This is a genomic window from Nioella sp., from assembly GCF_965215655.1.
Lineage (GTDB): Bacteria > Pseudomonadota > Alphaproteobacteria > Rhodobacterales > Rhodobacteraceae > Nioella.
Genome location: NZ_OZ244111.1, coordinates 445,160 through 468,373, shown reverse-complemented (window position 1 = coordinate 468,373; position 23,214 = coordinate 445,160). Strand labels below are relative to the sequence as shown.

Below are 23,214 nucleotides of genomic sequence, written 5' to 3'. Positions count from 1 at the left end.
CCCGCTTTCGCGGGGGCCTCCTCGGGCCGCGTTGCCACGGGATATCGGGGCGGGTGCTCCGGCGTATCCGGCGGCCGCGTGGGCGGATGGGTCTGGACGCCTCCGGCGGAGGTATTGTGGCCAAGATGAAAGGGCGGGTTGCAGTTTACGGGGCGGTGACGGAGAAGGATGTCGACAAGGAGATTGCAGGATGGCGCGGGTCGATATCGGGCATGTGACACTGAACGTGGTTGAGGGGGGAGATCCGAACGGGGCACCGGTGGTCTTCGCAGGTGCGCTCGGGACCGATCTGTCGATCTGGGATGAGCTTTGCGCCCTGATGCCCGATCACTATCGGCTGATCCGCTATGATCTGCGTGGGCATGGGGGCAGCAATGTGCCCGCCGGGCCCTATTCCATGGGATCGCTGGTGCGCGATGCGGAGGCGCTGCTGGACGCGTTGGCGGTGCGCGACGCCGTCTTTGTCGGGCTTTCGGTTGGCGGGCTGATCGCGCAGGGGCTGGCGGTGAAGCGGATGGACCAGGTGCGGGCGCTGGTGCTGTCGGGGACCGCGCCCAAGATCGGCACCAAGGCGGGCTGGCAGGCCCGTATCGAGGCGGTGCGGGAGGGCGGCATGACAGCGGTGTCCGACGACCTGATGGCGCGGTGGTTTTCGCGGCGCTTTCGCGCTGAGAGCGGCGATGCCGGGGTCCGCGCCATGGTCGCGCGGCAGGCCCCCGAAGGATATGCCGGGGTCTGCGCGGCGATTGCGGGGACAGACTTCATCACCCCCACAAGCGGGCTACGCCTGCCTGCGCTGGTGATCGCCGGGACAGAGGACCGGGCCACCCCGCCGGATCTGGTCCGAGACCTGGCCGACCTGATCCCCGGATCGCGCTTTGAACTGCTGCGCGGGGCGGGACACCTGCCTTGCGTGGACTCCGCCCCGCTTTTCGCCGAAAAGCTGTCAGGGTTCCTAACCGCCATCGGACATGGAGAGACGGCATGAGCATCAGCCCCTTTGACAGCGCGCTTTACCGTGATCTGTTCACCGACCGGGAGGTTGCGACGCTGTTCACCGACACGGCAGAGATCCGGGCCATGCTTGTGGTGGAGGGGATGCTGGCCAAGGTGCAGGGTGGGCTTGGCGTCATTCCGGCTGACAGCGCCGCGTTCATCCACCGCTCCTCGCTGGAGGTGCAGATCGACCCGGCGGGGCTGGCCGTGGCCACCGGGCAGAACGGTGTCTGCGTGCCCGCTTTGGTCGCGGCGTTCCGCAAGGAGATGGAGGCGCCGGAGCATGCGCAATATGCCCATTGGGGGGCGACATCGCAGGATATCATCGACACGGGGCTGGCGCTGCGGTTGCGGCAGGCGCTGGCGCTGATCGAGGCGCGGGGCGACCGGGTGGCGCAGGCGCTGGCGCGACTGGCCGCAGATCATGCCGCCACGCCCATGGTCGCGCGCACCTATGGACAGACGGCAAACCCGACGAGCTTCGGCGCGGTGGCGGCAAGCTGGGGCTGGCCATGGCTGGCACACAAGGACCGGCTGGCGGCGCTGCGGCCCCGGCTGCTGGTGGTGACGTTGTCGGGGGCCGCGGGAACTGGCGCGGCGCTTGGTCCACGGGCGGCGGACACGCGCGCGGCCCTGGCAGAGGCGCTGAAACTGGCCGATCCGGGGCGGTCGGTTCACGCGACGCGTGACCATGTGGCGGACCTGGCGGGCTGGCTGGCGCTGGTGGCGGGCAGCCTCGGCAAGATGGGCGAAGACCTGATGGCCATGGCCCAAAGCGATGTGAGCGAGATCCGGTTTGCGGGGGCGGGCGAAAGCTCCACTATGCCGCAGAAACAGAACCCGGTGGGGGCCTCGGTGCTGATCGCGCTGGCGCGGCATGTGCAGGCGCTGAACGGGGCGATGCAGGGCGCGGCGCTGCACCGGCAGCAACGGGACGGGGCGGCGTGGTTCACCGAATGGCTGAGCCTGCCTGCAATGGTCATGGGCGTGGCCAAGGGACTGTCCATTGCCGCCGATCTGGCTGAAACGCTGGAGCCGCAGGCGGAGGTCATGGCGGCGCGGCTGAACGATCCGCTTGGCCTGATCCATGCGGAGGCGCTGTCCTTCGCGCTGGCCGCACACATGCCACGACCGGAGGCGCAGGCCGTCGTGAAATCCGCCTGCAAGGAAGCCCTTGCGACGGGCACACCGCTGCTGGCCCTGTTGGAGGCTGCGCATCCGGATGCGGAATTGGCAGCGGTCACCGACCCGGTTCGGTCCATGGGCGAGGCCCCGGCGGAAGCGCGGGCGTTTGCCAAAGCGGTGGCGGATGCCTGACCGGCTGCCACTCTACTTCATCCTGATCACCGTAGTGCTCGATGCCATGGGGATCGGATTGATCATGCCGGTGATGCCGGACCTGATCCGGGAAGTGCAGGGCGTGGACCTGTCCGACGCGGCGGTCTGGGGCGGGATCCTGGCGGCAGTCTTTGCGGTCATGCAGTTCGTGTTTTCGCCAATCCTTGGCAGCCTGTCAGACCGGTTCGGGCGTCGGCCGGTGCTGCTGATCTCGATGGGGGCGCTGGCGCTGGATTACGTGATCATGGCGCTGGCGGGCACCATCGGCTGGCTGCTGGTGGGGCGCGTGTTGGGCGGCATTACCTCGGCCACCCATGCCACCGCGAATGCCTATATGGCCGACATCACCAAACCCGACGAGAGGTCGGCGCGGTTCGGCCTGCTGTCTGCCGCGTTCGGGGTGGGCTTTGTGCTGGGGCCGATGTTGGGCGGGCTGCTGGCCGGGCTGGATACTCGCGCGCCCTTCTGGGTGGCGGCGGGGCTGGCGGCGGCGAACTTCGCGCTTGGGCTGGTAGTGCTGCCGGAATCCCTGCCGCGCTGGAAGCGGCGGGCGTTTCAATGGGCGCGGGCCAATCCGCTTGGCGGGCTGATGCAAATCGGGCAGTTGCCGGGGCTTGGCTGGATGCTGCTGATGCTCTTCTTCTACACGGTCTCGGGCTATGTCTATCCGGCGATCTGGGCCTATTTCACGCAAGCCGCCTTTGGCTGGAGCACCACGGTGGTGGGGCTGTCGCTGACCGCCTATGGGGTGTGCATGGTGGCGGTGCAGGCGGGGTTGGTGCGGCCCGCGATGGCGCGGCTTGGCGAGGTGCGGGTGATCCTCTGGGCGCTGGTCCTTGAGGTGGTGATGCTGGGTGCCTTCTCGGTGGTGGGCACGGGCTGGATGGTCTGGGTGCTGATCCCATTCGCGGCCCTGGGATCCATCGCGACCCCGGCCATCGCGGGATACATGAGCCGCCGCGCGAGCGACGACCAGCAGGGCGAGTTGCAGGGGGTCATGGCCTCGGTCAACGCGCTGTCGATCGTGGTGGCGCCACTGGCGATGACGCAGGTGTTCTTCTGGTTCACCCGAGAGGGCGCGGCGGTGCATTTCCCCGGCGCGCCCTTCGTGCTGGCGCTGATCCTGATGGTGGTGGCCCTGGGGCTGTTCCGGGTTGGATTGCGGTCGGAGGAGGAGGTCTGAGGCTATCCCCCCTCCCCGAACTCCTCCAGCACTTTAGCGAACAGGTCTGCATCCACGTTGCCACCCGAGGCGACGGCAATCACCGCGTCGCCCGCCACCGTTTCGGGGTGAAAGAGCGCCGCCGCCAGGGCGATCGCGCCGCCGGGTTCCAGCACCAGTTTCAGCCGCGAGAAGGCCAGCGCCATGGCGCGCAGACAGTCGCGTTCGGGGATGACCACGCCGGGACCACAAAGGCGGTGCATGATCGGGAAGGTCAGTTCGCCCGGACTCGGCGTGATGATCGCATCGCAGAGCGAACCGGAGGTGCGGGCGTTGCGTTCGATCTGGCCGGAGGCGAGCGAGCGGGTGACATCGTCGAAGGCTTCCGGCTCCACCGGGCGGGCGCGCAGGCCGGGGGCTTTGGCCTCCAGTGCCAGGGCGATGCCCGAGGTCAGCCCGCCACCGCCGCAGCAGACCAGCACATCGGCCTTGGACACGCCTTCTTCGGCGGCCTGTTCGGCGATCTCCAGCCCGGCAGTGCCCTGCCCTGCAATCACGTAAGGATTGTCGAAGGGTTTGATCAGCGTCAGCCCGCGTTCCTGTGCCAACCTGTCGCCAAGGGCGTCCCGGTCCTCCGACGCGCGGTCATAGGTAATGACCTCGGCCCCGAGCGTGCGGGTGTTGTCGATCTTCAGGCGCGGCGCGTCGGCGGGCATGATGATGACGGCGGGCACCCCATGGAGCTTGGCGGCATAGGCCACCCCCTGCGCGTGGTTGCCGGAGGAAAAGGCGATGACGCCGCGCTTGCGGGTCTCGGGGGGCAGCGCCGAGACAGCCGACCAGCCGCCGCGGAACTTGAAACTGCCGGTATGTTGCAGGGCCTCGGGCTTGACCAGCACGCGGCGGCCCGCGATCTCGTCGAGGAAGGGCGAGGACAGAAGCGGGGTGCGCCTTGCATAGCCCTTCAGGCGGGCGGCGGCGGCCTCGATCATCGTGATGTCGGTCATGTCAGGCGGTCCAGGAATTGGGAGATGACGGAAAGGCTCTCGGGCTCATCGAGGAAGGGCACATGGCCCCGGTCGGCCACGTCCGCAAAGATCATGTCGGGGTGCATGTCGCGCATTTTCGCCGCCGTATCGGGGGACAGCAGGTCGGAATTCGCCCCCCGGATCAGCGCCAGCGGCAGCCCCTCCAGCGCCGCCAGAAGCGGCCAGAGATCGGGGGTGGGCTGGCCCTCTGCCGCCTTCATCTGGTCAAGCGTGGCGTCGCGCAGTTTCGGGTCGTAGCGCAGCGAGAGGCTGCCATCCTCTGCAACATGCCAGACACGGCGGATGTAATTGGCCCAGGTCTCAACCGGCACATTGGGGAAGCGCGCGCCCATGCGTTTGGGGACCTCCCGCAGGGCGGTGTCAAAATCGGGGTCCACGGGCGGCAGGCCCAGATAGCCCATGATGTAGGTCAGACCGGCGGGTTCGATCACCGGGCCGATATCGTTGAAACAGACGCCCGCCAGCCGGTCCTTGGCTGTCGCGGCCAGCGTCATCGCCACCAGCCCGCCGCGCGAGGTGCCGAGGATGGCGGCCTTGTCCAGCCCCAGATGGTCCAGAAGTCCGATCACGTCCTGGCTTTCTTGCAGCACGCTGTAATGGCTGTAGTCGGGATCATAGCCCGACGCGCCGCGCCCCCGGAAATCCATGCGGATCACGCGCGCGCGATGCGCGAAATGGTCCACCACCGGCTCAAAGTCATCCATGTTGCGCGTGAGGCCCGGCAGGCAGAGCAGCGCGGGCCCCGCGCCCCTGTCGTCATAGGCGAGCTTTAGCCCGTCGGCGGCGGTGAAATGATCCATCACAGGGCCTCAGCGATTTGGGGAACGGTTGTCAGGTCCGATGCGATCCGGTCGGGCGCGTCGGGCAGCCGGTCCAGCGGCTCTCCGGCGCGGTTGACCCACAGCACCCGGAAGCCGAAGGCGCGGGCCGAGGCCGCGTCCCACCCGTTGGAGGAGACAAACAGCACCTCGTCCTTGTCACAGCCGAAGCGGTCGGTCACCAGCTTGTAAACGCTGGCATCGGGCTTGAAGATGCCAACCGTTTCGACGCTCAGAACATCATCCAGCAGGTCGCCCACCCCGGCGCTGTCCACGGCACCTTTCAGCATCGGGGGCGAGCCGTTGGACAGGATCGCGGTATTCATGCCCGCAGCCTTCAGCGCCGCCAGCATCGCAGGCACCTCGGGGAAGGCGGCAAGGTTGAAATAGAGTCCAAGCAGCTTTTCGCGCAGATCGGGGTCGCCCTGCCCTGTCCGCTCCAGCGCCCAATCCAGCCCGTCCTGGGTGACCTGCCAGAAATCGGTGTGCTGGCCGGTCAGGGCCCGGATCCAGGTATATTGCAGCTGCTTGGCGCGCCAATGGGTCGAGACTTCCTGCCAGACGGTGGCGAATGCCTCCTGCCCCGGTTCGGCAGCGACCGCGCGGGCGGCGGCGTTCACATCGAAGAGCGTCCCGTAAGCGTCGAACACGCAGGTGGTGATGGTCATGGCCTGTCCCCTTTTGAGCGGCAGAGTTGCACGTCCCTCCGTAGGAGGAAAGGGGCAGGAGACCGAAAGCGCCGCGCCTTCTGAATTCTGTGTTAGGCTGACCGTGACCGGCACAGGACGAAGACGGAGACGACCCATGAAGCGACAGCGCGTATCGAATGGGAACCCGATGGAGGAGATCGTGGGCTTTTCCCGCGCTGTCCGCGTCGGCCCCTATATCAGCATCGGCGGAACGGCCCCGGTCGGGCCGGATGGAAAGACCGTTGGCGTCGGGGATGTCACCGTGCAGGCTGAACGCTGTTTCGAGATTGCGACAGACGCGCTGGAGCGGGCCGGGTCCGGCTGGCACGACGTGGTTCGGACACGGATCATCCTGACCGATATCGACCTTTGGAGAGAGGTTATCGAGGTGCGGAAGGCCTATTGCCGCGAGGCGATGCCCGTTGACACGATCATGGCCGTAAGCCGCTTCGTGAACCCGGAATGGCTGGTCGAGATCGAGGTTGATGCCGTGGTTGCAGACGGCTGAACCGGCCAACCGGATTTCGCGGTTTACATCAGGGCATGGCCTGATAGCCTTGTGGCCACATCTGCGGAAGGATGGGCCGGGATCGGCGCCCACCCCGCGAAAACCCACCCCCCACACACAGGATGACTTCATGACAGAGGCCACTTCAGGCAGCAAAGTTGCGTTCCATTACACCGGTACGCTGAACGACGGCAGCGTCTTCGATAGCTCGGAAGGTCGCGAACCGCTGAGCTTCACGATGGGGGAAGGCCAGATCATCCCCGGTCTGGAAGCCGCGTTTGAGGGCCTGAGAACGGGTGATGCGAAGACGGTGACCGTGCCCGCCGACCAGGCCTATGGCGACCGCGATCCGAACGCGATGCAGCAGATTCCGCGCGAGCAGATCCCCGACAACATCCCGACCGAACCCGGCACCCAGTTGCAGATGCAGGCCCCGAACGGGCAGGCGATTCCGGTCGTGGTGGCCGAGGTCAGCGAAACGCATGTCACGCTGGATGCCAATCACCCGCTGGCTGGTCAGGACCTGACCTTCGCGGTTGAGGTCGTGTCTGTGGACTGAAACGCATGGCGGCACCCGACGGGTGCCACCCCTGCCCCGCCGATCCGGCGGGGCGCAGGCCTGAAACCTCTCAGAGGTTTTCCGGCTGCATCATTCCCAGCACGTGATAGCCGCCATCGACGGTGATGATTTCGCCCGTCGTGCAGGCGCCGTAGTCGGACGCCAGATAAACGGCGGTTCCACCGATCGACTCAAGCGTGGCGTTGTCGCGCAGCGGAGCGTTGTCGCGGGCGGTGTTGAAGGTCTTGCGCGCGCCCGAAATTGCCGCGCCCGCCAGCGTCTTCATCGGACCGGGGCTGATCGCGTTCACGCGGATCCTGTTCGGCCCCATGTCGTTGGCCAGATACCGGACAGAGCTTTCCAGCGCCGCCTTGGCCACACCCATGACGTTGTAGAAGGGCGTCACCCGGTTCGACCCCATATAGGTCAGGGTCAGGATCGTGCCGCCATCGGTCATCAGCGGTTCCGCCCGGCGGGCCACGTCGATCAGCGAATAGCATGAGATCGTCAGCGAGTTGCGGAAATTGTCCCGCGTGGTGTTGATGAAGCGCCCGCCAAGTTCGTTCTTGTCGGAAAACGCAATCGCGTGGACCACGAAATCCAGCTTGCCCCATTTCTCGCCGATCTGCCCGAAACAGGCATCAAGCGAGGCATCGTCGGTCACGTCCACATCGACCAGCAGATCGACGCCCAACTGATCCGCCAGCGGCTTCACCCGCTTGCCGAACGCATCGCCCTGGTAGGAAAACGCCAGCTCTGCGCCCTCGGCCCGCATGGCCTTTGCGATGCCCCATGCGATCGAGCGATCATTGGCGACCCCCATGATCAGCCCGCGTTTGCCCTTCATCAAATCAGCCATCTGGAATTATCCGTTATATCTGGAAAGCAGCATGGAGCCGTTGGTGCCCCCGAAGCCGAAACTGTTGGTCATCACCGTGTCTAGCCCTGCGTTCTCTTCGTATTCGGTTGCGACCTCGCCGGGGTTGATCCCTTCGGCCAGCGTTTCGACATTGATCGAGGGCGTGATGAAGTCGCCCTTCAGCATCAACAGGCAGAAAATCGCCTCCAACGCGCCCGCCGCGCCCTGCGCGTGGCCGGTCATCGACTTGGTGGAACTGATCGGCGGCACGTTGCCTTCGCCGAAGACGCGGCGCACGGCGGCGACTTCGCCAACATCGCCCACGGGGGTGGAGGTGCCATGGGCGTTGATATAGCTGACCTTGCGGCCTTCCGGCAGCGTCTGCAACGCCAGCCGCATGGCCCGTTCGCCGCCCTCGCCGGACGGCGCCACCATGTCGTGCCCGTCGGATGTGGCGGCGAAACCGGTGACCTCTGCGTAAATCGTGGCGCCGCGTGCGAGCGCGTGATCGAGATCCTCCAGCACCACGATGCCGCCACCGCCGGAAATGACGAAGCCGTCGCGGCCTTCGTCGAAAGCGCGAGAGGCCTTGGTGGGGGTATCGTTGTATTTCGAGGACATCGCGCCCATGGCGTCGAAGAGGCAGGACAGCGTCCAGTCCAGTTCCTCGCCGCCGCCGGCGAACATCACGTCCTGCTTGCCCATCATGATCTGTTCCGCCGCGTTGCCGATGCAATGCAGAGACGTCGAACAGGCCGAAGTGATGGAATAGTTGATGCCCTTGATCTTGAAGGCCGTGGCAAGGTTGGCCGAGATCGTGGACGACATGCATTTGGGCACCGCGAAAGGCCCGATCCGCTTGGTCGCGCCAGAGGACAGCACCGTCTGATGCGCGGTAAGCATGGCAGAGGTCGACGGCCCGCCCGATCCCGCCACCAGACCGGTGCGCACGTTGCTGACATGCTCGTCGGACAAGCCGGCATCGGCAATCGCCTGGCTCATTGCGATATGGGCATAGGCCGCGCCCGGCCCCATGAAGCGCAGGGCGCGCTTGTCCACATGCTCTTTCGGGTCGATCTTGAGCGTCCCCGCGATCTGGCTGCGGAACCCGTGTTCGACCATCTCGGGGCTGGCTTCAATGCCCGACCGGCCCGCTTTCAGGCTGGCGGTGACCTCTTCGGCAGTGTTCCCGATCGACGAGACGATCCCAAGGCCCGTGACAACTACTCGGCGCATGTGGCCTCCCTTGCTTTGCTCTTGTCTTAGTAGGGCATTGCCGGGGGAAGGTGCAAGGTGGCGTGTCTGTTCCTGCAATGGGTTCGACCAGGGGATCCGAAGGACAAGATGCGAAGCTTATCGGGGTGGTCGGCCAGAGCAGGAACAAGTTGGTTCGGCGTGGGGTCGGCGCCTACCACGCAGTGATCCGGACATTGCGGAACGAGACTGAAACGTTGTCCGTGTCCGCGATATTCATACCGCCAAAGAGACCATACCTGAACTGAATCTCACTGCCTTCGGCTAGGTTGGGGCGGCCGCTTCCATCGACGATCACCTCGCCATCGCATTCGACCACAAGCACACCGGGCGTTTGATCCCGAAGGGACTGACGGGGCGTTGAGTCATACTGGATACGCACCGAAATGCTGTGCCATTCCCCAAATTCTTCGGCAGGGATGCAGGTCTGTGCCCGGAACGTGTAGCCATCGTTGTTCAGCTCGAACCCGTACAGCATGTCGGTGCCGGTTTCGAGCTGGCCGACCGTCAGTCGCGCATTGGTGGCAGAGTAGCTGAAATCCTCCGGAATGAAGATGTCCCACTCGTATAAACGGCGGTCTCCGGCGCTTGAGGTCGATGTTTCGTAGTACTCGATCCGGTTTCTTTGCCGCCCGCAATCGGAGGTCATGATTTGCAGCTCGTCCGAGAAATATTCAAAGTCGCTGCACTCGCCGGGAAGAAGCCGGAAAGTCTCGCTTCCGTCTGCATTGCGAACGGGCGCATCTTCACGTGGTGTGATCAGGTCGAATTCCTGCGAAACCGCCGGGGCGGCGAGGAGCAGGAGTGCAACAACCGCAAGGCTGTGCCGCGACGCGACCACAGATGCCGGTCCGGTCGACCAAATGCCCGCTATTCTCGTTGCGCATTTCATAACGTATCCTCCATCCTGGGAGCGGATGACGCCCCTGCATTTTGCCAAAGGGCCGCTGGTGGGAGAGAAGGTGCAGCGGCCTGAGGCACTGGTCGGAGTAGAGAGCCTGGGGATGCGTTTCGCCAAACGAAATAGGTTGAATTCTTTTGAAATACGCCTTGGAAGGGTGACCCTTGACTGCGCCTCGGGCCGCGTTTTTGACGATGACGGGACCGAGCTCGACCTGCGCCACCAATCGCGTGAAGTCCTATCGTTTCTCGCTGAGACACCAGGGCGCACGGTCACGCGAGACGTATTGATCGAACGCATCTGGTCGGGCAGGGCCGTTTCGCCCGACAGCGTGGCACAATGCATCGCCGAGATACGCCGCGTGATTGGCGACGCCAAGAAAACCATCGTCGAAACCGTGCCGCGCGAGGGATATCGACTGGTCCCCACCCGGCAAGACGCGCTTCGCCGCCGGTCGACCGCCGAACCGCCTGTGATCGCGGTCCTGCCCTTCGATGATCTGAGTGCCGCCCCGCACAAGGGCTTTCTGAGCGACGCGGTCAGTGAGAACATCATCACCGCGCTCGCGCGCAATCCGCAAATGACGGTGATCTCTCGCAAGTCGGCCGCTCAGTTCCGCGAGATAGACCTTGGTATTGCAGAGATCGCGTCCAGACTTGGGGCCGATTTTGTTGTCGAGGGGAGCCAGCAATATGACGGTGAACGGCTGCGCATCACGGTGCAGCTGATCGACGGTGAGACCGAGGCGCATATCTGGGCCGAGGAGATGGATGTGCCCCTTGCGGACCTTCTGGAAACCAACAGCCGGATCAGCGCCAGGATCGCGAATGCCATTGGCTTCAGCGTTGTTGATACGGCTGAGGCCAAGATGTCGGCGGGGGATGTGAATGCGCTTATGATCACGAACGCCGCGCAAAGTCGGATCATGCGCAATTTCAGCCGAGAGAACCTGCTGATCAATCTTCAAGAGCAGGAAGCGGCAATCCGCGACTATCCGGACTCCGCCTGGGGGTATCTGGGCCAGGCCCTTGCCTTGCGAAATGGGCTGCGACATGGCTGGATCGAGGGCAATCAGGACGCGACACGCACGCGCATGCAGGGGCTGGCGCGCAAAGCTGTGGAACTGGACCCGAACAATTTCATGGCTTACCTCGCACTCGGGCGCGTGATGCTGTTCAACCGAGACGTACCCGCGGCCATTGGCGCATTTCGCAGAGGGGCAGAGTTGAACCCGTCCTCATCGCTGATCCTCGTCGGTCTGGCCGATGCGTTGGTGTTTATGGGAGAGACGGACGAGGCGCTCGACGTGATCGCTCAGGCGGAACGGATCGATCCGCTCTATGGGTTCAGTGTCGTTTGGACGAAGGTCTGGGCGCTTTGGCAGGCGGGAGAGTGCCAGACCGCGCTGGAGGAATTCCTCGGGTGCCCGTCAATGCCGGTGGCTGCCTACAAGGATCTCGCGGCCATCCATCACTGCCTGGGGAACAAGCAAAAGGCGGCAGATGCGATCGGCGCATATCTCGCTCAGAACCCGACCTGCACACTTGCCGGGATACGGGCGGACCACACCGGGATGTGGACGGCCCCGGGCGCACTCGACCGCTGGCTCGCAGCCATGGAGGCCGTGGGAGTTCCCCCTGAATGACTGGACTCGTGCGTCACGCGAGACAAAGCCGCGACGACCGCAGCCCATCATCGGGTGTTGTAACGGGTGTCAGCTCTTGACGCCCGACCGATCCGCTTTCCGGCTGGCCGTTAGCTCTTCTGCATTGTTTTCGACCGACGAGACGATCGCTAGGCCCGTGACAACTGCCCGGTGCAAGTGGTCCCCCTCGCTTTGCTTTCGTCTTTCAAGAGCATTGCCGGGGCGGGGTGCAAGAGACAGAGAACCAGGATAGCGCCAACCGGACATGGCAGGACTTTCCGGCGCATTGGCCGTAGCGCGGGCGATGCATGCGCAAAAGCACCCCGCATGGACCCTGATGCGGGTTCCCTGCGGGGTGTCGGATGGCAGATCAGCCGGAAGAGGTAAGCGTCAAGCTGGCCAAACCATCCTAGCCTTGAAGCGGGGGTGGCCGTGGCAATCAGCTGGTGCAGAATTCACAGTGAATGGCCCGCAGAAAGTCGAGCCTTTGTGCCACTGACAGTCCATCCATGCCGGGTGCGCGCCAATCTGCGTCGAGCGTATTGAGTTCGATCGCATCGCGCCCGATGGCGAAGAAGAAAGCCTCAACATAGGCTTCATCGGGCGCGTCGAGCACGACATAGTGCGCATCGCCTTGGGAGAAACTGTCAATCTCGGTGATCTGCATAGCTTCCATCAGGCGATCATTGGCGCCCTGATATGCGGCGTCGATCCGAACGGCGAATTGTTCCGCCTGCGCCGGGATTACTGTGGCCAAAACGAGAGCGGCGGTAGTGAAAATCGTGCGGGTCATGGTTGTCTCCTTGTTGTTTGATGGGTGCCGAAGCTGGTATGGACAACGTGCCGGGCGCGGGGCTTTGTGACAAACGAGATTGATTTTCCGCTTGGGCAAGATATTCTTGTGCCAAATGTCGAAACGCCTTCCCTCGCTGACTTCTCTGAGAACGTTCGAAGCGGCCGCACGGAACCTGAGCTTCGCCAAGGCCGCGGACGAGCTGTTCGTGACACCTGCAGCTGTCGGATTTCAGATCAAGCAGCTGGAGGCAGAGCTTGGCGTAACCCTGTTCATGCGCAAGCACCGGGCGGTTGAGCTGACCGAAAGGGGGCGCCAGTTGCTGGCCAATCTCGGGTCGGTTTTCGAGACGATCCAAACAGCCTGGGACGCTGCGCATGAACCAATGCCGGTTAAGACGCTCAAGATCAGCGGCCCTGCGAAGGCCGTTCACAGTTGGGTCATGCCAGCCCTGTCGAAGGCAGAAAACCCCTTGCCCAATCTGCGAATTTCCTGGGATCTGAGCAAACAGAAGCGCGACGTCGCTAGCGGTGAGGTTGATCTAGCTATCAGGTGGGCTCTGGAACCCGAGGGGGATCTGCATTGGGAACCGCTGCTTCGAACGTGGTTCACACCCCTCATGCGCCCGGATGTGGCCCGGTTCGTCCACAAGCCCGCGGACCTGTCCAAACAGGGTTTGATCGGGGTCGAATTTGCGCTCGACACCGGCATGGAGGACACCACCTGGGCGCCCTGGTTCCGGATCAACGGGTTGGAACCTCCGCGCGACTTCGCCGTCAGCTGCGCAGACACGGCAAGTGCGGTCGATACCGCAATCGCAACCGGGCATGTGGCGATTGCAGGCTCATTCCTGTCGTCCGAACAATTGGCGAAAGGATCGTTGGTCGCGCCCTTTGACATGGCCATAGCCCCATTCTCTCGCTTTTGGCTGGTGTGTCGGAAGGGGCTGGAGTCCACCGAAGAATATCGCTGGATCCTGAACGCGATGCGCCGTGGTGAAGAAGAGATCGACAGGCAAGCAAGCCGGATGCATCTTTTCCACCCGGATGGTGCCCCGATTCAAAGCTGACCTGTTGCAGGCTCGGGCCAAGAAGCGACCCGTTAGATTGTGCAGATCAAGTGTTTCCCGAGAATCAGCCCTTTGGCTCGATCATGTCCACACGGGCGGCATGGCGGCCACCCTCGAATTCGGCGTTCAGGAAGGCATCGACGATTGCCAGGGCCAGCCCTTCGCCCACGACACGCGCGCCGATGGACAGCATGTTGGCGTCGTTGTGCTGGCGGATCATGGCGGCGGAGAACGTGTCCGAACACACGCCACAGCGGATGCCGGGCACCTTGTTGGCGGCCATCATGATGCCCTGACCTGTGCCGCACAGGATGATGCCAAGCGCGCAATCGCCCAACGCCACGCGGTCTGCCGCCGCCTTGCCATGAAGGGGGTAGTGTGTGCTTTCGGGCGTGGTGGGGCCGATATCGACCACGTCCCACCCGGCGGCGGCGATGTGATCGGCCACGGCCTGACGCAGCGCGATGGCCGCATGATCGCTGGAAAGAACGACCCGCTTATTGTCAGTCATGGGCCTGCCGTTATCTTTGGAAGCGGAAAGGTGCTGTGCAGGATCAGCTTTCGCTGAGCGCCACCTTCATGTCCTTGACCTGATAAATCACTTCGCCATCCGCCTCGACGATGCCGTCGGCGACGCCCATGGTCAGGCGGCGGGTTTGCAGCGCCTTGGTGAAATCCACCTTGTAGGTCAGCATCTTGCGGTCAGGGCGGACCATGCCGGTCAGTTTCACCTCACCCACGCCAAGCGCGTAGCCCCGCCCCTGCCAGCCGCGCCAGCCGAGGTTGAAGCCGGTGAGCTGCCACAGTCCATCCAGCCCCAGGCAGCCGGGCATGATCGGGTTACCGGGGAAATGGCACGAGAAGAACCACAGGTCGGGATTGATATCGAACTCCGCCACCACGTGCCCCTTGCCATGGGCGCCACCATCGCCCGAGATGTCGGTGATCCGGTCCATCATCAGCATGGGCGGTTCGGGCAGCTGCGCATTGCCGGGGCCAAACAGCTCTCCGCGTGCGCATTTCAGAAGATCGTCCCGATCGAAACTCGTGGGATAGTCTGCCATGTGTCCTCGCCCCTTCCCGTGGTCTGCGGCCGTCTGTGCAGCCAAATTCGACATCCCCTAGCACCTGCACAAGTGGGGACGCAAGGTAACACCTGTTGGCCCCGCGACGGTGCGTCAACCCGAATCCGTTTGAAAACCGGTGCCCTGCGCGCCTATATTACATGTCAGCACGCAAGATGAGACCCCAGATGACGCCAGAAGCTCTTGAACGCAGCACCAAATGGCTCGCCCAGGCAGACCTCCGCCCCACCCGCCAGCGCCTCTCGCTGGCAACGCTTCTGGTGGGTGACGGGCAGGATCGGCATGTGACGGCGGAAGGGCTGCATGCCGCCAGTGTCGCGGCGGGGGACAAGGTGTCTTTGGCCACGGTCTACAACACGCTGCGCGCCTTCTGCGAGGCGGGGCTGGTGCAGGAAGTCACAGTTGATGGCACCCGCAGCTATTTTGACACCCGCATGGATGACCATCCGCATTTCTATTTCGAGGAAGACGGCCAGTTGGTCGATGCCGCGAAATCGGAGCTGAAGATTGCCGCGCTGCCGACCCCGCCCGAAGGCTATGAGGTTGCCAAACTCGACGTGGTCGTGCGCCTGCGTAAAACCTGATGACTTGGCGCCTTCGGCGTCCGGTGCGTGCGGGTGTCTATGCCCTGCTTGCCGCTTTCTTTATCTGGGCCTTCGTAGAGCGTTACTGGCAGCACCGGGACTGCTTCAACGAACAGGGGCGCTGCTATGACCCTTTGACCCAGGAAGTGATCACATTAGGGTCGGCCTTTTGGGGTGTGCTGGCTGCCGGTTTCTCACTTTTATGCCTTCTCAGCCTGTTTCGAGGCGGAAAAAGCATCTGACCCTGCGGTCATTTCACTCTGGCCATTCCTGTCGTGGCGCTGTAACGCCCCTCGCAACTCTCTTATCTTGAAAGGCCCACTCGGATGGACCTCCGCAATATCGCGATCATCGCGCATGTCGACCATGGTAAAACCACCCTCGTCGACGAGCTTCTGAAGCAATCCGGCGCCTTCCGCGCCAACCAGGCCGTGGCCGAACGGGCCATGGATTCCAATGATCTGGAACGCGAACGCGGGATCACCATCTTCGCCAAGCCCACATCGGTGGAATGGAAGGGCACCCGCATCAATATCGTGGACACCCCCGGCCACGCCGATTTCGGCGGCGAGGTGGAGCGCATCCTGTCGATGGTCGATGGCGTGGTGCTGCTGGTCGATGCCGCAGAAGGCCCAATGCCACAGACCAAGTTCGTGACCTCCAAGGCGCTTGCGCTCGGCCTGCGCCCCATCGTGGTTCTGAACAAGGTCGACAAGCCGGATGCGGAGCCTGACCGGGCGCTTGATGAATGCTTTGACCTCTTCGCGACGCTGGATGCCAGTGAAGACCAGCTCGATTTCCCGCATCTCTATGCCTCGGGCCGCTCCGGTTGGGCGGATGCCGATCTCGACGGGCCGCGCAAGGATCTGCATGCGCTGTTCAACCTGATCGTGAACCACGTGCCCAAACCGAAGCAACTGGCCCATCAGGGCGAGGATTTCCGGATGCTGGCCACCACGCTCGGCTCCGATCCATTCGTGGGTCGCCTGCTGACCGGCCGGGTTGAATCGGGCAAGCTGAAGGTGGGGGCCACAGTTCAGGCGCTCAGCCGCATGGGCGAGAAGGTGGAACAGTTCCGCGTCACCCGCATCCAGGCCTTCCGGGGTCTGGCGCAGCAGGATATCGAAGAGGCGCAGGCCGGCGATATCGTCTCCCTCGCGGGCATGACCAAGGCCACCGTGGCCGATACCATCTGCGCGCTGGCCGTGGACGAGCCGCTGGCCGCGCAGCCGATTGACCCTCCCACCATCACCGTCACCTTCGGCATCAATGACAGCCCGCTGGCGGGCCGCGACGGCAAGAAGGTACAGTCCCGCGTCATCCGCGAGCGCCTGATGAAAGAGGCGGAATCGAACGTCGCCATCAAGGTCACCGACACGCCGGGCGGCGAGGCCTTCGAGGTCGCGGGCCGGGGCGAATTGCAGATGGGCGTTCTGATCGAGAACATGCGCCGCGAGGGGTTCGAACTGTCGATCTCCCGCCCGCAGGTGCTGTTCCGCGACGATGGCGATCAGAAGCTGGAGCCGATCGAGGAAGTTACCATCGACGTGGATGACGAGTATTCCGGCGCGGTGATCGAAAAGCTGACCGGCCCCCGCAAGGGCGATCTGGTCGAGATGCGCCCCGGCGGCGCGGGCAAGACCCGGATCATCGCCCATGTGCCCTCCCGCGGGCTCATCGGTTATCACGGCGAATTCCTGACCGACACGCGCGGCTCTGGCGTTCTGAACCGGGTGTTCCACGAATGGTCCCCCTATCGCGGGCCGATCCCGGGCCGGCGTCAGGGTGTGCTGATCTCGATGGAGAACGGGGTGTCCGTGGCCTATGCGCTGTGGAACCTCGAAGATCGCGGCAAGATGTTCATCGGCGCGCAGGAGCCGGTCTATACCGGCATGATCATCGGCGAGCACAGCCGTGACAACGATCTGGAAGTGAACCCGCTGAAGGGTAAGAAACTGACCAACGTGCGCGCGTCCGGCACGGATGAGGCGGTGCGCCTGACCACGCCGGTCACCATGACGCTGGAACAGGCCATCGCTTATATCGACGATGACGAACTGGTGGAGGTCACGCCGAACGCAATCCGCCTGCGCAAGCGCTTCCTCGACCCGCATGAGCGCAAGCGCCAATCCCGCGCGGCGGGCTGAATGCAAGCAAGGGGCCTGCCAATACCTGGCAGGCCCCTTGTTCGTTTCGGAGCAATGTGTGGATCAGCGGGTCAGCAGCTCGCGCAGATGGGCAACCGCAGCATCGGACAGATCCCGGTCTGCAGCGATCAGCTGAAGTTCCTCATCAGCGGCTTCCTCCGCTTCCTGGTACTCGGAGGCAGCGCTGTTGGATATTCCGGCGAGCTCATCCAGACGAGTTTCATGCGCATCGGCGGCCTCAAACTCTGCTTCCAGCGTTTCAAGATCCTCGTCATAGGTTTCTGCGCTGACATCCAGATTGTCGATATCATCCTGGATTTCGTCTGTTGTCCGACCCGTCCAGCCGTCACGCTCCGCAATATAGTCTGCGTAAGCTTCCTGCCATTCGGAATAGGCGGACTGAGCCTCGCTATAGGCTTCACGTAAAGGGATCAGCTCTCCCACACGGCTGTTGGCCGCCGCGTTCAGGAAGGCCTGTTCATTGGCATGGGCCGCATTCAGTGCACCCAGTTCCCGTGCAACCATGCCATGACCGTTCCCGCCAGCATTTCCGTTCCCGCCGGTGTTGCCATTCCCGCCGGCGTTGCCATTCCCGTTTCCACCGCCATTGCCATTGCCATTCCCGCCAGCATTTCCGTTGCCTTGTGCCTCTGCGACACTTGCGGTGGAAAACGTGACGCCAACCGTGGCGACGGCAACACTAAGGGCAATCAGAGAACTGGTTACGACCATTTTCGCTGTATTCGTTTTCATTGTCAGGCTCCCTGGTCATATCACGGCTCACATCTCTTCATGAGTTGGGCGAAGTCATGTCATTTCCAAGCCCATATTACGAGCACGGGCGATGGCAGCGTCGACGTGTCGGCGGATCCTCTCTTACGAGCGCGCGGGGAAAGGGGGATTTCCGCCGGAGGGGGCAAACACGTTCAAGGCGGCAAGTGACCGCCGAACCGCTGCCGCGGGCAGCCCGTCGATCCGAAGTTCAGGATCGTCCCCACCGCTTCGAAGCGCCTTGTCCAGCACCTCTGCAAGCTCCGATGCCAATGCCTTCGCCTCATCCTCGCGGCCTGAGAGCGACAGGAGTTCCAGTGGGCCTGCCTCTGTCAGGGCGCTGTCGGACAGCGAAATGGACATGGGGGCCGACCTGAGCGGTTCAGCCAGCATCTCGGCCAGATGGGTCTTCAAACCCCGCGAGGCAATGCGCATGGATTCCAGTTGTCTGTCGACCACGACAGAAAGGATTTGTCTTGCGGCATCCTCGTTTCCCGTCAGGGCATGAAGCCGCGCAGCGCAAAGCATAAGGCCGGGGCTGTCATCCGCGTTCTCGCCAATCACCTCAGAGACCGATTCGAACCGTCCGGCATCCATCAGAGCGGTGGCAAGCGCAGAGCGGAGCGCCGGTTCCGTCACGGGCTCATTTCGCGGCGAAACAAGGCAGGCCCCGAACGTCACGCTGTCGAGCGCCGATTGCAGGGTCGCGATGTCCGCAGACCGCAGGTCAATGACCTCGCGTCGGGCGCTGGCGTTGCGTGCCGCCTGTTCTTCTGCGGCAATGTCGGCGCGGCGGCGCTTTTCAAGCCGGTTCCGCCAGAGGATCGACAGCAGCATCACCGGCACGATGGCGATCTTGAGGATCATCAGCAGAGTATCTTGCGAAAGACCGGTCATCGGGGCGGGGGCGGATCTCAGGCCGGTTGCGTGGCGGCGAAGAACCGGTCCGCCGGAATTGCCCCCGCCAGTTTCCCCGCCGCGCACCATTCGCGTTCCACGGCGGTGGCCGAGACCAGAACGACCCCATCGGCGGGCAGGCCCCGTTCGCGGACCATCCCCTGAATGCGGTCGCGCATGGCCGACCAGCTTTCGGTAAAACGCGGTGCGGGGGCGGAATGGTCCAGCAGGCCGGGATTGGCAGAGAGCAGGGCATGAGGATGCGCGGGCGCATAGATGGCGGCCAGCCGGTCCGCTGCGCCCCCCAGCCCCCCCAGCCGCTCTGTCACATGGTCCGGCAGGGTGAGCCGCCTTGGCGTCATCTCCAACGCGTTGCCCGAAAACAGGAAGGCCACCACGTCATGGCCCGACGCTGCCCGGATCGAGGCATAGGTCGTGTAGTCGATCCCGAGCCGCTTGGCGCGGGCGACGCGGACACGGACGATTTCAATGGGCAGGGTCTTCAGCAGCGATTTGCGCGCCTTGCCCCAGGCCAGTTTGCGAAAGCCGAAACCCGGTTCCATCGCCGGACCGCCATTATGTCCGATACCGCTCATCGCATGGTCTCCTCTTCATCCAGCCACGCGACGGACCTGCGTGCATCGCGCAGAGCCTCGCGCTCGCTGGAAAATTCATCCGCCGCATAAAGCACCACGCGCCACCCGTGGGAGTCCTCGGGATCGCGGCGGCATTCCAGCCAAATGTGGCGCCCCGGACCGATCTGCACAAGATCGACGCAGCGCAGCCCGGTCTGATCGTTGATTGAGCGGGTGACGACCCGGCTCATGCCCAGTCTTGCAGCCGGGCGACGTAGCGGGCCAGCGTGTCGATCTCCAGATTGACCCTGTCGCCGACCCTCGCCTCACCCCATGTGGTGACCTGCTGCGTGTGCGGGATGATGTTAACGCCAAAGTCGCAGCCATTCACCTCGTTCACGGTCAGCGAGGTGCCATTGAGCGCCACCGACCCCTTGGGCGCGATGAATTTCGCCAGAGCCTCCGGCGCGCGGAAGGTGAAGCGGGTGCTTTCGCCTTCGTCCACCATGGCGACGATCTCGGCCATGCCATCCACATGGCCCGACACGATATGCCCGCCAAGCTCATCCCCCACTTTCAGCGCCCGTTCCAGGTTCAGACGCTTGCCCTCTACCCAGGTCTGGATGGTGGTGACCGACACGCTTTCGGCAGAGATATCCACATCGAACCAGCCTTCGCCCAAAGCCACGGCGGTCAGGCAGACCCCGTCGCAGGCAATCGAGGCACCAATGTCGATACTCGCTGTGTCATAGCTGGTCGCAATCCGCGCATGCAGGTCGCCGCGCTGTTCCAGCGTCTGGACGGTGCCGATATCGGTGATGATGCCTGTGAACATGGGGGCGCCTTTCGCTTCTGTCCCCCCTGACCTAGCCGCCCTTTCCGCTTCCGGCAAGTCCCCGGTATCGGTCATATTAACGGCACAAACCGGCCCTCATGACGCCCATGACAGGTGCAATCCTGCGCCACAAAGGTTACCAGTTCTTATGTTCACGAGGTCCCCAGTGCCACCCAAGGCCGTTCACCGCAGATCCTTCCTGTTTCTTCAGGGGCCACACGGGCCGTTCTTTCACCGTCTCGGCAAGATGCTGCGCGCGGCGGGGGCAGAGGTCTGGCGGGTTGGCTTTAATCAGGGCGACAGCGCCTTCTGGCACCACCGGCCCAGCTATATCGCCTATACCGGGCGGCCAGAGGATTGGCCCGACCGGCTAACGCAACTGCTGGACGACAAACGGACCACCGATATCGTGCTCTATGGCGACACGCGGCCCATCCACGCGGCGGCGGTGGAGGCGGCGAAGGCGCGCGGGATCACCGTGCATGTCTTCGAGGAAGGCTATCTGCGGCCCTATTGGGTGACCTATGAGCGGGGCGGGTCTAACGGGCATTCGCGCCTCATGCAGACGCCCGTGCCGCAGATGCAGGAAGCCCTGAAAAACCTCGACCTCGATCTTCCCGACGCGCCCGCCCGGTGGGGCGACATGCGCCAGCACATCTTTTACGGCGCGCTCTATCACTGGTTCGTGATGTTCCTGAATGTCCGCTACCGCAACTTCCGCCCGCACAGGAATATCACCGTGGCGCGGGAACTCAGGCTCTACCTGCGCCGCATCGCACTGATGCCCGCCTATGCGCTGAACCGCATGTACGCGACCTGGAAGATCAAGACAGGTGGCTTTCCCTATCATATTGCCCTGCTGCAACTGGAACATGACGCGAGTTTCCAGAACCATGGCCCATTCGCCAGCATGACAGAGTTTCTGGAGATGCTGATCGAGGGCTTCGCCAAGGGCGCACCGCAGCATCATCACCTTGTCCTGAAGGCCCATCCGCTGGAGGATGGCCGCGCGCCCATTCGGCGCACCATTGCACGGGTGGCTCGGCAGCACGGCATTTCTGGCCGGGTCCATTACGTCCGGGGCGGCAAGCTGGCGGGGTTGCTTAACGATGCGCGCAGCGCCGTCACGGTAAATTCCACCGCCGCGCAACAGGCGCTGTGGCGGGGCCTGCCGCTGAAAGCTTTCGGAACGGCGGTCTATCTGAAACCGGAGTTCGTTTCTACGCAGCCCCTGGATGAGTTCTTTCAGCGTCCGACGCGGCCCGACAGCAAGGCTTATCGCGATTACCGGCACTACCTGCTGGAGACCTCTCAGATCACCGGCAGCTTCTATTCGGCCCGTGGACGGCGGCAGTTGCTGCGTCAGGTGGTCGATATGATGCTGTCGCCAGAGGACCCCTATGACTCGTTGGAGGCGGGCCGTCCTGCACCTCGGCAACACCTGCGCGTCGTTAACTAATGAAAACTGGCCATGGCGGCAGAAATTCGCTAATGTGGCAAAAAATATAAACGAGGCAGTACAGGCAATAAGGAGCCAATCCGTGAAATTTATGGCTTCCCGAGGGGCGCGGTTTGTCGCCCTCTTGGTGGTTGTGTCGCTGGTGGCCACATGTGGCCTTCCGCGATCCGGCCCCAACAGACGCGAGCTGTTCGCAGGATCCGTGCAGCGAGAGGGCGATGCCTTCGTCGTTTCCGTCAATGACCGCGTGCTGCGCGCAACGGCCCTGGTCGAGGCGCTTGGCTTCTCATCGGACTTCGTGAATGCGGGCCAGCTTGGCTCTGACACGATCCGTCCGGGCGACACGCTGTCCCTGTCGATCTGGGAAAACGTGACCGATCCGCTTTTGGGTCCGCAGGGCACGCCCTCGACGGTGCTCGATGAAATCCAGGTCGATGGCGCAGGCTTCATCTTCATCCCCTATGCGGGCCGCGTGCGGGCAGCGGGAAACACGCCTGACCAACTGCGCCAGATCCTGACCCGCAGCCTGGATGAACAGACCCCCGATCCGCAGATCATCGTGCGCCGCGTGGCAGGCAATGGCGCGACCGTATCCGTCGCGGGTGTCGTCGGCGGGCAGGGCATCTACCCGATCGACCGGCCGACCCGCACCCTGTCGGCCATGCTGGCCGCGGCTGGCGGCGTCACGGTCGAACCCGAGATCGCCCGCGTGACCGTCGTGCGCGGCGACCATACCGGCACGATCTGGTTCAACGACCTTTACGCGAACCCGGAGTTGGACATCGCCCTGCGCGCAGGTGACCGGATCCTTGTCGAAGAGGACACGCGATCCTTCACGGCGCTTGGCGCGACCAATGCCCAGACCCGCGTGCCCTTCGACACCCAGACGATCTCGGCCATCGAGGCGATTGCCACCGTGGGCGGCCTGAACCCCAACCTGGCGGATCCCACCGGCGTCTTCATCCTGCGCAACGAACCCGAGGCGATTGCCCGGAGCGTTCTGGGTCGCAACGACATCAGCGGCACGCAGCGGATGATCTACGTGCTCGACCTGACCGAACCCAATGGCATGTTCCAGGCGCGGGATTTCGTGATCCGCGATCAGGACACGCTCTATGTGACGGTCGCACCCTTCGCCCAGTGGAACCAGGTGATCGGCGCGCTGACCGGCACGCTCGCCACCGCCGGTTCGATCAGCAGCCTGGCCGAATAAGGCCCCGC

The 23,214-nt window shown here is 63.7% G+C and carries 25 protein-coding genes; 11 read left to right on the top strand and 14 right to left on the bottom strand.

What is annotated here, in order from left to right; genetic code table 11:
• Window positions 1-190: 190 nt before the first annotated feature.
• The 3 genes from pcaD to ACOOEX_RS02355 are packed head-to-tail and all read left to right on the top strand — an operon-like array spanning window position 191 to window position 3,517.
• Window positions 191-988 (top strand): 3-oxoadipate enol-lactonase, encoded by a 798-nt coding sequence (gene pcaD / locus ACOOEX_RS02365; RefSeq protein WP_420396959.1) that lies wholly within the window; start codon window positions 191-193, stop codon window positions 986-988.
• Window positions 985-2,313 carry a lyase family protein gene (locus tag ACOOEX_RS02360; RefSeq protein ID WP_420396958.1) on the top strand — a complete coding sequence of 443 codons (1,329 nt, stop codon included), beginning with the start codon at window positions 985-987 and terminating at the stop codon, window positions 2,311-2,313. The genes pcaD and ACOOEX_RS02360 overlap by 4 nt, the downstream gene beginning before the upstream one ends.
• The gene (locus ACOOEX_RS02355) at window positions 2,306-3,517 is read left to right on the top strand and encodes a TCR/Tet family MFS transporter (RefSeq protein ID WP_420396957.1); all 1,212 of its coding nucleotides are present in this window, start codon (window positions 2,306-2,308) and stop codon (window positions 3,515-3,517) included. Before ACOOEX_RS02360 ends, ACOOEX_RS02355 begins: the two co-directional genes overlap by 8 nt.
• Window positions 3,518-3,519: 2 nt before the next feature.
• On the opposite strand, the gene ACOOEX_RS02350 is transcribed toward ACOOEX_RS02355, so the two are convergent.
• Genes ACOOEX_RS02350 through ACOOEX_RS02340 form a run of 3 tightly spaced genes read right to left on the bottom strand, consistent with a single transcriptional unit; the run spans window position 3,520 to window position 6,031 of the window.
• The gene (locus tag ACOOEX_RS02350) at window positions 3,520-4,503 is read right to left on the bottom strand and encodes a threonine ammonia-lyase (protein WP_420396956.1); all 984 of its coding nucleotides are present in this window, start codon (window positions 4,501-4,503) and stop codon (window positions 3,520-3,522) included.
• Window positions 4,500-5,345, bottom strand: coding sequence for an alpha/beta fold hydrolase (locus ACOOEX_RS02345; RefSeq protein WP_420396955.1), 846 nt, complete (start codon window positions 5,343-5,345; stop codon window positions 4,500-4,502). The genes ACOOEX_RS02350 and ACOOEX_RS02345 overlap by 4 nt, the downstream gene beginning before the upstream one ends.
• Entirely contained in the window at window positions 5,345-6,031 is a 687-nt protein-coding gene (locus tag ACOOEX_RS02340; protein ID WP_420396954.1) for a haloacid dehalogenase type II, read from the bottom strand. Before ACOOEX_RS02340 ends, ACOOEX_RS02345 begins: the two co-directional genes overlap by 1 nt.
• Window positions 6,032-6,167: 136 nt before the next feature.
• Between ACOOEX_RS02340 and ACOOEX_RS02335 the strand changes: the two genes are divergently transcribed.
• Both ACOOEX_RS02335 and ACOOEX_RS02330 read left to right on the top strand, forming a co-directional pair.
• Complete coding sequence (locus ACOOEX_RS02335) at window positions 6,168-6,560, top strand: Rid family hydrolase (RefSeq protein WP_420396953.1); 393 nt, start codon at window positions 6,168-6,170, stop codon at window positions 6,558-6,560.
• A 130-nt stretch (window positions 6,561-6,690) separates the two neighbouring features.
• The gene (locus ACOOEX_RS02330; protein ID WP_420396952.1) at window positions 6,691-7,119 is read left to right on the top strand and encodes an FKBP-type peptidyl-prolyl cis-trans isomerase; all 429 of its coding nucleotides are present in this window, start codon (window positions 6,691-6,693) and stop codon (window positions 7,117-7,119) included.
• Window positions 7,120-7,189: 70 nt separating this feature from the next.
• Here ACOOEX_RS02330 and ACOOEX_RS02325 read toward each other — a convergent pair whose 3' ends face one another.
• From ACOOEX_RS02325 to ACOOEX_RS02315, 3 genes are all read right to left on the bottom strand, one after another.
• Window positions 7,190-7,978, bottom strand: coding sequence for an enoyl-ACP reductase FabI (locus ACOOEX_RS02325; RefSeq protein WP_420396951.1), 789 nt, complete (start codon window positions 7,976-7,978; stop codon window positions 7,190-7,192).
• 6 nt (window positions 7,979-7,984) lie between these two features.
• Window positions 7,985-9,214, bottom strand: coding sequence for a beta-ketoacyl-ACP synthase I (gene fabB, locus ACOOEX_RS02320; protein ID WP_420396950.1), 1,230 nt, complete (start codon window positions 9,212-9,214; stop codon window positions 7,985-7,987).
• A 172-nt stretch (window positions 9,215-9,386) separates the two neighbouring features.
• Complete coding sequence (locus tag ACOOEX_RS02315) at window positions 9,387-10,124, bottom strand: hypothetical protein (RefSeq protein ID WP_420396949.1); 738 nt, start codon at window positions 10,122-10,124, stop codon at window positions 9,387-9,389.
• On the opposite strand from ACOOEX_RS02315, the gene ACOOEX_RS02310 reads away from it, so the two are divergent.
• Window positions 10,096-11,778, top strand: a complete 1,683-nt coding sequence (locus ACOOEX_RS02310; RefSeq protein ID WP_420396948.1) for a winged helix-turn-helix domain-containing tetratricopeptide repeat protein — start codon at window positions 10,096-10,098, stop codon at window positions 11,776-11,778. The two genes, ACOOEX_RS02315 and ACOOEX_RS02310, sit on opposite strands and share 29 nt — an antisense overlap.
• Before the next feature lie 439 nt (window positions 11,779-12,217).
• On the opposite strand, the gene ACOOEX_RS02305 is transcribed toward ACOOEX_RS02310, so the two are convergent.
• Complete coding sequence (locus ACOOEX_RS02305; protein WP_420396947.1) at window positions 12,218-12,571, bottom strand: hypothetical protein; 354 nt, start codon at window positions 12,569-12,571, stop codon at window positions 12,218-12,220.
• 115 nt (window positions 12,572-12,686) lie between these two features.
• Between ACOOEX_RS02305 and ACOOEX_RS02300 the strand changes: the two genes are divergently transcribed.
• Complete coding sequence (locus ACOOEX_RS02300) at window positions 12,687-13,640, top strand: LysR family transcriptional regulator (RefSeq protein WP_420396946.1); 954 nt, start codon at window positions 12,687-12,689, stop codon at window positions 13,638-13,640.
• 64 nt (window positions 13,641-13,704) lie between these two features.
• Here ACOOEX_RS02300 and rpiB read toward each other — a convergent pair whose 3' ends face one another.
• Together rpiB and fabA are read right to left on the bottom strand one after the other, a co-directional pair.
• A complete protein-coding gene (gene rpiB, locus ACOOEX_RS02295; RefSeq protein WP_420396945.1) occupies window positions 13,705-14,151 on the bottom strand; it encodes a ribose 5-phosphate isomerase B in 447 nt (148 codons plus the stop codon).
• Window positions 14,152-14,194: 43 nt separating this feature from the next.
• The gene (fabA, locus tag ACOOEX_RS02290; protein WP_420396944.1) at window positions 14,195-14,704 is read right to left on the bottom strand and encodes a bifunctional 3-hydroxydecanoyl-ACP dehydratase/trans-2-decenoyl-ACP isomerase; all 510 of its coding nucleotides are present in this window, start codon (window positions 14,702-14,704) and stop codon (window positions 14,195-14,197) included.
• A 188-nt stretch (window positions 14,705-14,892) separates the two neighbouring features.
• On the opposite strand from fabA, the gene irrA reads away from it, so the two are divergent.
• Together irrA and typA are read left to right on the top strand one after the other, a co-directional pair.
• Window positions 14,893-15,309: an iron response transcriptional regulator IrrA gene (gene irrA, locus ACOOEX_RS02285; RefSeq protein ID WP_420396943.1), complete on the top strand. Its 417-nt coding sequence runs from the start codon at window positions 14,893-14,895 to the stop codon at window positions 15,307-15,309.
• Window positions 15,310-15,635: 326 nt separating this feature from the next.
• Window positions 15,636-17,456, top strand: a complete 1,821-nt coding sequence (typA, locus tag ACOOEX_RS02280; RefSeq protein ID WP_420396942.1) for a translational GTPase TypA — start codon at window positions 15,636-15,638, stop codon at window positions 17,454-17,456.
• Window positions 17,457-17,519: 63 nt separating this feature from the next.
• Here typA and ACOOEX_RS02275 read toward each other — a convergent pair whose 3' ends face one another.
• The 5 genes from ACOOEX_RS02275 to ACOOEX_RS02255 form a co-directional block, all read right to left on the bottom strand.
• The gene (locus tag ACOOEX_RS02275) at window positions 17,520-18,209 is read right to left on the bottom strand and encodes a hypothetical protein (RefSeq protein WP_420396941.1); all 690 of its coding nucleotides are present in this window, start codon (window positions 18,207-18,209) and stop codon (window positions 17,520-17,522) included.
• 123 nt (window positions 18,210-18,332) lie between these two features.
• Window positions 18,333-19,094 (bottom strand): hypothetical protein, encoded by a 762-nt coding sequence (locus ACOOEX_RS02270; RefSeq protein ID WP_420396940.1) that lies wholly within the window; start codon window positions 19,092-19,094, stop codon window positions 18,333-18,335.
• 47 nt (window positions 19,095-19,141) lie between these two features.
• Window positions 19,142-19,720 carry a hypothetical protein gene (locus ACOOEX_RS02265; protein ID WP_420396939.1) on the bottom strand — a complete coding sequence of 193 codons (579 nt, stop codon included), beginning with the start codon at window positions 19,718-19,720 and terminating at the stop codon, window positions 19,142-19,144.
• A complete protein-coding gene (locus ACOOEX_RS02260; protein ID WP_420396938.1) occupies window positions 19,717-19,950 on the bottom strand; it encodes a hypothetical protein in 234 nt (77 codons plus the stop codon). Before ACOOEX_RS02260 ends, ACOOEX_RS02265 begins: the two co-directional genes overlap by 4 nt.
• Entirely contained in the window at window positions 19,947-20,534 is a 588-nt protein-coding gene (locus ACOOEX_RS02255; RefSeq protein ID WP_420396937.1) for a riboflavin synthase, read from the bottom strand. Before ACOOEX_RS02255 ends, ACOOEX_RS02260 begins: the two co-directional genes overlap by 4 nt.
• A gap of 148 nt (window positions 20,535-20,682) precedes the next feature.
• On the opposite strand from ACOOEX_RS02255, the gene ACOOEX_RS02250 reads away from it, so the two are divergent.
• The gene (locus ACOOEX_RS02250) at window positions 20,683-21,993 is read left to right on the top strand and encodes a capsule biosynthesis protein (RefSeq protein WP_420396936.1); all 1,311 of its coding nucleotides are present in this window, start codon (window positions 20,683-20,685) and stop codon (window positions 21,991-21,993) included.
• 91 nt (window positions 21,994-22,084) lie between these two features.
• Window positions 22,085-23,206 carry a polysaccharide biosynthesis/export family protein gene (locus ACOOEX_RS02245; protein WP_420398310.1) on the top strand — a complete coding sequence of 374 codons (1,122 nt, stop codon included), beginning with the start codon at window positions 22,085-22,087 and terminating at the stop codon, window positions 23,204-23,206.
• The last annotated feature ends 8 nt before the right edge of the window (window positions 23,207-23,214 follow it).

Bases quoted from the DNA above. Each gene is read 5' to 3' on its own strand.
- pcaD (WP_420396959.1), top strand. From the start codon at position 191: ATGGCGCGGGTCGATATCGGGCATGTGACACTGAACGTGGTTGAGGGG.
- ACOOEX_RS02360 (WP_420396958.1), top strand. From the start codon at position 985: ATGAGCATCAGCCCCTTTGACAGCGCGCTTTACCGTGATCTGTTCACC.
- ACOOEX_RS02355 (WP_420396957.1), top strand. From the start codon at position 2,306: ATGCCTGACCGGCTGCCACTCTACTTCATCCTGATCACCGTAGTGCTC.
- ACOOEX_RS02350 (WP_420396956.1), bottom strand. From the start codon at position 4,503: ATGACCGACATCACGATGATCGAGGCCGCCGCCGCCCGCCTGAAGGGC.
- ACOOEX_RS02345 (WP_420396955.1), bottom strand. From the start codon at position 5,345: ATGGATCATTTCACCGCCGCCGACGGGCTAAAGCTCGCCTATGACGAC.
- ACOOEX_RS02340 (WP_420396954.1), bottom strand. From the start codon at position 6,031: ATGACCATCACCACCTGCGTGTTCGACGCTTACGGGACGCTCTTCGAT.
- ACOOEX_RS02335 (WP_420396953.1), top strand. From the start codon at position 6,168: ATGAAGCGACAGCGCGTATCGAATGGGAACCCGATGGAGGAGATCGTG.
- ACOOEX_RS02330 (WP_420396952.1), top strand. From the start codon at position 6,691: ATGACAGAGGCCACTTCAGGCAGCAAAGTTGCGTTCCATTACACCGGT.
- ACOOEX_RS02325 (WP_420396951.1), bottom strand. From the start codon at position 7,978: ATGGCTGATTTGATGAAGGGCAAACGCGGGCTGATCATGGGGGTCGCC.
- fabB (WP_420396950.1), bottom strand. From the start codon at position 9,214: ATGCGCCGAGTAGTTGTCACGGGCCTTGGGATCGTCTCGTCGATCGGG.
- ACOOEX_RS02310 (WP_420396948.1), top strand. From the start codon at position 10,096: ATGCCCGCTATTCTCGTTGCGCATTTCATAACGTATCCTCCATCCTGG.
- ACOOEX_RS02315 (WP_420396949.1), bottom strand. From the start codon at position 10,124: ATGAAATGCGCAACGAGAATAGCGGGCATTTGGTCGACCGGACCGGCA.
- ACOOEX_RS02305 (WP_420396947.1), bottom strand. From the start codon at position 12,571: ATGACCCGCACGATTTTCACTACCGCCGCTCTCGTTTTGGCCACAGTA.
- ACOOEX_RS02300 (WP_420396946.1), top strand. From the start codon at position 12,687: ATGTCGAAACGCCTTCCCTCGCTGACTTCTCTGAGAACGTTCGAAGCG.
- rpiB (WP_420396945.1), bottom strand. From the start codon at position 14,151: ATGACTGACAATAAGCGGGTCGTTCTTTCCAGCGATCATGCGGCCATC.
- fabA (WP_420396944.1), bottom strand. From the start codon at position 14,704: ATGGCAGACTATCCCACGAGTTTCGATCGGGACGATCTTCTGAAATGC.
- irrA (WP_420396943.1), top strand. From the start codon at position 14,893: ATGACGCCAGAAGCTCTTGAACGCAGCACCAAATGGCTCGCCCAGGCA.
- typA (WP_420396942.1), top strand. From the start codon at position 15,636: ATGGACCTCCGCAATATCGCGATCATCGCGCATGTCGACCATGGTAAA.
- ACOOEX_RS02275 (WP_420396941.1), bottom strand. From the start codon at position 18,209: ATGAAAACGAATACAGCGAAAATGGTCGTAACCAGTTCTCTGATTGCC.
- ACOOEX_RS02270 (WP_420396940.1), bottom strand. From the start codon at position 19,094: ATGATCCTCAAGATCGCCATCGTGCCGGTGATGCTGCTGTCGATCCTC.
- ACOOEX_RS02265 (WP_420396939.1), bottom strand. From the start codon at position 19,720: ATGAGCGGTATCGGACATAATGGCGGTCCGGCGATGGAACCGGGTTTC.
- ACOOEX_RS02260 (WP_420396938.1), bottom strand. From the start codon at position 19,950: ATGAGCCGGGTCGTCACCCGCTCAATCAACGATCAGACCGGGCTGCGC.
- ACOOEX_RS02255 (WP_420396937.1), bottom strand. From the start codon at position 20,534: ATGTTCACAGGCATCATCACCGATATCGGCACCGTCCAGACGCTGGAA.
- ACOOEX_RS02250 (WP_420396936.1), top strand. From the start codon at position 20,683: ATGTTCACGAGGTCCCCAGTGCCACCCAAGGCCGTTCACCGCAGATCC.
- ACOOEX_RS02245 (WP_420398310.1), top strand. From the start codon at position 22,085: ATGGCTTCCCGAGGGGCGCGGTTTGTCGCCCTCTTGGTGGTTGTGTCG.